The sequence below is a fragment of the Streptomyces sp. 150FB genome, assembly GCF_000818195.1.
In the GTDB taxonomy this organism is placed as follows: domain Bacteria; phylum Actinomycetota; class Actinomycetes; order Streptomycetales; family Streptomycetaceae; genus Streptomyces.
Genome location: NZ_JTHL01000001.1, coordinates 3,043,101 through 3,047,648, shown reverse-complemented (window position 1 = coordinate 3,047,648; position 4,548 = coordinate 3,043,101). Strand labels below are relative to the sequence as shown.

The following is a 4,548-nucleotide window of genomic DNA, read 5'->3' as shown; positions in this document are numbered from 1 at the left end:
GCCGGTGGCCGGCCGGCATCGGCCGCGCGACCGGCCCGTCGGGAAGCCGCTCCAGGTACGCGGCGACCCACCGGCCCGCCGCCGCCAACTCGTCGCTGAACACCTTGGGATGCACGGCCAGGGGACCTGGCGCTGAGATCTGCGCTGACATCGGGGAGGGCTGCGCCTTCTCTCGGAGGGGCTCACGGCCGGACGGCCATGAGCCAAACGACCGGGACAGCGGCGGGTCACGCACGCGGGGCCGGTGGGTGACGCACGTGCGTGGCCCGGGGGGTCGACGCACGCACGTGCGCGACCCCCGCTCCGGCTCCCGGCCCGCCCCGGCGCATCCCGCCCGCTCAGGCCTCCTCCTCCGCCGACTCGTCCGACGGCCAGGGGTCCCGCAGCCACAGATCGTCCGCCGGGGTCGGGGACAGCAGCGCGGTCAGCCCCTCCTCCATACCGAGCTGCTTCATCTCCGCACCCGGCGGCACGATCCGCAGCGTCCGCTCCACCCAGGCCGAGACGGCGGACGCCGACACCTCCAGCAGCGCGTTCCCGTTGGGCGAACTGAGCGCGACACACAGGAGATTGCGCCCGCCGACCTTCGTCGGCCAGATCCGTACGTCACCGTGCCCGCACGGCCGGAACACGCCCTCGACGATCAGCTCGCGGGCGAAGGTCCAGTTCACGGGGGACTCGGAGCCGATGTGAAAGGTCATGTGCACGGCGTACGGATCGTCCGTGCGATAGACCAGCCGTGCCTGTACGGGAATGCTGGCCTCCGGGGACAGCACCAGATCGAGCTCCAGCTCGCGCTCCACCACGGTGTGCATAGCGGTACTTCCTCTCCTGGCGGGAGCCCACCGACGGGGCCTCGCGAGGAGAGAGGCCGCGACGGGCCGTTCATGACGCGACTTCCGCCATGATTTCTTGACGCAAGGCATCCGGCGGGTGACGCCGCGTGTGCGTGCCGTCCGGGCGGGCCCCGTGCGGACTGTCGGGCGAGGTGTGCGGGCGGCCGTGGCACCCGGCGGCGGCCGTGATGAAGTCCCTTTTACTGTGCGGCGGTTGGCGCCTTTGGTCGGGCCATTGGCAGATCGCCGTTTCTCTTGGCAGGGCGGTGTTCGGGTGCGCATCATGAGCTTCGGCTGTGTGTGACATGTACGCGACTTTTTCTCGCTTGTCAGGAGTGCACATGACGTCCGACCGCTACCCTGCCCGCCGTCGCCTGCTCACCGGCGCCGCCGCGCTCGCCGCCTCCCTCGCCCTCACCCCGTTGGCCACGGCCGCCGCCGCGCCGCGCGGCGGATCGCGGCGCGCCGTCGCGTACCCTCCCACCCCCTGGACTCCGGCCAGCACCTCCAACTACACGGCGGCCAACCGCCCGACCCAGTACCCGATCGAGCTGGTCGTGGTGCATGTGACGCAGGAGACCTTCGACGACACCATCAGACTCTTCAAGGACCCCACCCACGCCGCGGCCTCGCACTACGTGGTGCGCTCCGCCGACGGCTACATCGCGCAGTGCGTCCGCGAGCGGGACGTCGCCTGGCACGCCGGGAACTGGGACTACAACACCCGCAGCATCGGCATCGAGCACGAGGGCTGGGTCGACGAGCCGGAGTGGTTCACGGACACGATGTACCAGCAGTCGGCCAAGCTGACCGCCGCCGTCTGCGACCGGTACGGCATCCCCAAGGACCGTCAGCACATCATCGGCCACGTCGAGGTCCCCGGCGCCGACCACACCGACCCGGGGCCGCTGTGGGACTGGGAGCGCTACATGCGGCTGGTGGCCCTGGCCACCTGACGGCCCGTCGGGGGGCAGGCCGGTGCGGCCCGGCCGGTACGGTGCGGGGCGCCCCGCACCGTACCGGCCGGGTCCGGAGCGCTCAGCGCAGCCGGGAGGACGACAGGATCGAGGTCAGGTGGGCGACCACCATCGCCCAGGTGATGACGGCGATGGCGAGCACCACCCACCGCGTCGGCCCGATGTCCCCGACGACCAGGTCGACCACGGCCACCAGCAGCAGCACGAGCGACGCCTCGATGCCGTTGGTGATCCGGTGGATCTTGAAGGCGGACGCCAGCCGCCGGGCCGAGGCGAGGCCCGTCGAACGCGGCCTCGTCGCCTCGTCGTCCGCCACCGGCAGCCCGCGCCGCGCGCGGGCCACATCGACCAGGTCGGTCGACGCCTTGAGCAGGACGACGCCGAGCGCGGCGGCCAGGCCGACCGAGATCCACAGGTCGGAACCGCCACGCGCGGCGCGGAATCCGGCCCCGATCATCAGCGCCGCGTCGGCCAGATAGGCGCCCAGCCTGTCGACGTAGATGCCCGCCGCGCTGTTCTGCCCCTTCCACCGCGCGACCTCGCCGTCCACGCAGTCGAAGAGCAGGAACAACTGGAACAGCACGGCCGCCAGCACCGCCCCCGTCAGACCGGGTATGAGCAGGGCGACCCCGGCGGCTATCCCGCAGACCACCATCGTCCAGGTCAGGGCGTCAGGTGTGACCCGCGTACGGACGAGCTGGCGGGTGGCGTGCAGCGAGATTCTCCGCATGTACAGCCGGCCCGCCCAGTGTTCGCCGTTACGGCTCTCCAACTTCGCGTTCGGCTGGCAGACTTCGCGCAGCTCTCCCAGTGCCGGAGCAATCACCATCGATGTTCCCTGTACCTCTCCGCCTGTGCCGCCGACGGGCGTCGGCCCGGCAGCGATCAGCCCAAAGTAGAAGATCAGCACAGAGTAGAAGAGGACCGGCGGCCCGCCCGCCGCCGCCCCTTCACCTGGTGTTCGGCCGTACGTCCACCGGGAGTTCGGCCGTAGGTCGCCTTCTGCCGGTCACCCGCGTACCCGCTACTGGCTCACGTTCACCGCGAACCAGTCCACGCTCATCCCCGCGCCCGAGCTGATGTCGGCCGAAGGCGACGTGCAGCCGCAGACCTTGTTCGGGTACGAGCCGCCGATCGCCACGTCGAAGATGGCGAAGAAGCCGTGGTCCACCGCCGCCTGCCAGGTCGCCGCAGAGACCTCGTTCTGGTTCACGGCGAACGTCTGCGCGCCGTCCAGGTAGAAGCGCAACTGCTCGGCGGCGGCGTTCGTCCGGTCCACGATCACGGAGTACGTGTGGTAGCCGCTCTGGCAGCCGTCGCACGCCATCAGACCGCTGCTGATGCCGTCCGGGTCGTGGCACTCACCGGCCCACTGCCCGCAGTGGAAGGTCGTCGAGTGCTGGCTCAGCCCGTTGACGTCCTCCATGATGTCCAGCTCGCCGATGCTCGGCCAGTTGGTCGCCCCGGTCGGGCGGGCGTCGGCGCCCATGGCCCAGAAGGCCGGCCAGTAGCCGAGCGCGTTCGCGGGATCGGGCTGCTTGAGCGAGGCCGTGATCTCCACCTGGCCGCCGGCCGGCGCGCCGAAGTCGGTGCGCTGGGTCTCGACGCGGCCCGACGTCCACTGGCCGGCCGCGTCGCGGATCGGCTTGATCACCATGTGCCCGTCGCCGTCCTGGTAGACGTTGTCGGTCGAGTCGGTGGAGGTCTCGATCTCGCCGGTGCCCCAGTTCGCGGCGCCGCCGGGATAGCTGGTGCCCTTGTCGTACAGCCAGTCGGCGTCGTTCAGCCTGCTCCCTGCCGCGCCGTTGAAGTCGTCCCTGAACACCGTGGTCCACTCGGCGGCCGCGGTGGAGGGGGTGGCGCCGGCGGAGGCCGCCGTCACCCCGAGCAGCGCGGTCAGCGGAAGCGAGAGGGCGGCCAGCAGGGTCAAGACGCGTCGGTGGGGGCGACGCTCGGGACGGTTGTGCGAGGTTATTCCGTACATGGGGGGATTTCCTTCGCTAGTCCAATCTTATGAGAGCGCTCTCATCACCGACTGTCATGCACACCACATGGAGGGTCAACCCCTGTGTCCGTACTGGCATCCGGAGTTTCGTACGCATCGCCGACCCGCCCCCGTTCCTCGTGCGGCACGAATACGGTCTTTCCGTCGGTCACGTTCTTCCGGGCCCCGTGTTCTTCGTTACTGTCTCTCTTTGACAAGCGGTGTGGTGAGCGAACGGAGTTGGGGTCAGTGGCTACTCCTCCTGCCGACGGCGGGAACGTACCCAGGGAAGGGTTTTACCCGGACCCGTCGATTCCCGGATACGTCAGGTACTGGAACGGCGCCGCCTGGGTGCCCGGTACGAGCCGTCCCGCGCCTCCCGGCAGCGAGATGGTGCCCGCCGCACCCAACGCGCCCGCGGTCCCGGCGCCCGCTTCCCCCGCGTCCCACGCGTCCGTCCCGGTCGCGCCCGCGGTCGAGGAGACGGGGCCGATGTTCCTCGACGAGGTGCCGCCCGAGGGGATCCGGCAGGAACCGTCGACCGCGTGGCAGGCCGATGTCTCGCGCCAGACCGGCTTCGGCGGCGAGCGTGACCACCGGGTCTCGTGGGGCGCGCCCGGCCAGGACGGACGCGACGGACGCGACGGACGCGACCCCAGGGACCCGCGCGACCCCAGGGACACCTGGGACCCGCGTGTCCCCAACCCGTCGCTGCCCGGCGACACGTCCGGCGACCCCGCGCTCGGCGCGC

The 4,548-nt window shown here is 70.9% G+C and carries 5 protein-coding genes; 2 read left to right on the top strand and 3 right to left on the bottom strand.

The window, feature by feature from the left end:
- Positions 1-338: 338 nt before the first annotated feature.
- Positions 339-815 (bottom strand): SsgA family sporulation/cell division regulator, encoded by a 477-nt coding sequence (locus QR77_RS12940; protein ID WP_040021807.1) that lies wholly within the window; start codon positions 813-815, stop codon positions 339-341.
- 362 nt (positions 816-1,177) lie between these two features.
- Here QR77_RS12940 and QR77_RS12935 point away from each other — a divergent pair, with 362 nt between their 5' ends.
- Positions 1,178-1,792 carry an N-acetylmuramoyl-L-alanine amidase gene (locus QR77_RS12935; protein ID WP_040021805.1) on the top strand — a complete coding sequence of 205 codons (615 nt, stop codon included), beginning with the start codon at positions 1,178-1,180 and terminating at the stop codon, positions 1,790-1,792.
- Positions 1,793-1,874: 82 nt separating this feature from the next.
- On the opposite strand, the gene QR77_RS12930 is transcribed toward QR77_RS12935, so the two are convergent.
- The gene (locus QR77_RS12930; RefSeq protein ID WP_040021804.1) at positions 1,875-2,642 is read right to left on the bottom strand and encodes a CDP-alcohol phosphatidyltransferase family protein; all 768 of its coding nucleotides are present in this window, start codon (positions 2,640-2,642) and stop codon (positions 1,875-1,877) included.
- Between the two features lie 195 nt (positions 2,643-2,837).
- The gene (locus tag QR77_RS12925) at positions 2,838-3,797 is read right to left on the bottom strand and encodes a glycoside hydrolase family 16 protein (RefSeq protein WP_160310903.1); all 960 of its coding nucleotides are present in this window, start codon (positions 3,795-3,797) and stop codon (positions 2,838-2,840) included.
- A gap of 249 nt (positions 3,798-4,046) precedes the next feature.
- On the opposite strand from QR77_RS12925, the gene QR77_RS48595 reads away from it, so the two are divergent.
- On the top strand, positions 4,047-4,548 hold a 502-nt coding region (locus QR77_RS48595; protein WP_040021802.1), incomplete at its 3' end, for a DUF2510 domain-containing protein.

Coding starts and splice junctions, on each gene's coding strand:
- QR77_RS12940 (WP_040021807.1), bottom strand. CDS start 815: ATGCACACCGTGGTGGAGCGCGAGCTGGAGCTCGATCTGGTGCTGTCC.
- QR77_RS12935 (WP_040021805.1), top strand. CDS start 1,178: ATGACGTCCGACCGCTACCCTGCCCGCCGTCGCCTGCTCACCGGCGCC.
- QR77_RS12930 (WP_040021804.1), bottom strand. CDS start 2,642: ATGGTGATTGCTCCGGCACTGGGAGAGCTGCGCGAAGTCTGCCAGCCG.
- QR77_RS12925 (WP_160310903.1), bottom strand. CDS start 3,797: ATGTACGGAATAACCTCGCACAACCGTCCCGAGCGTCGCCCCCACCGA.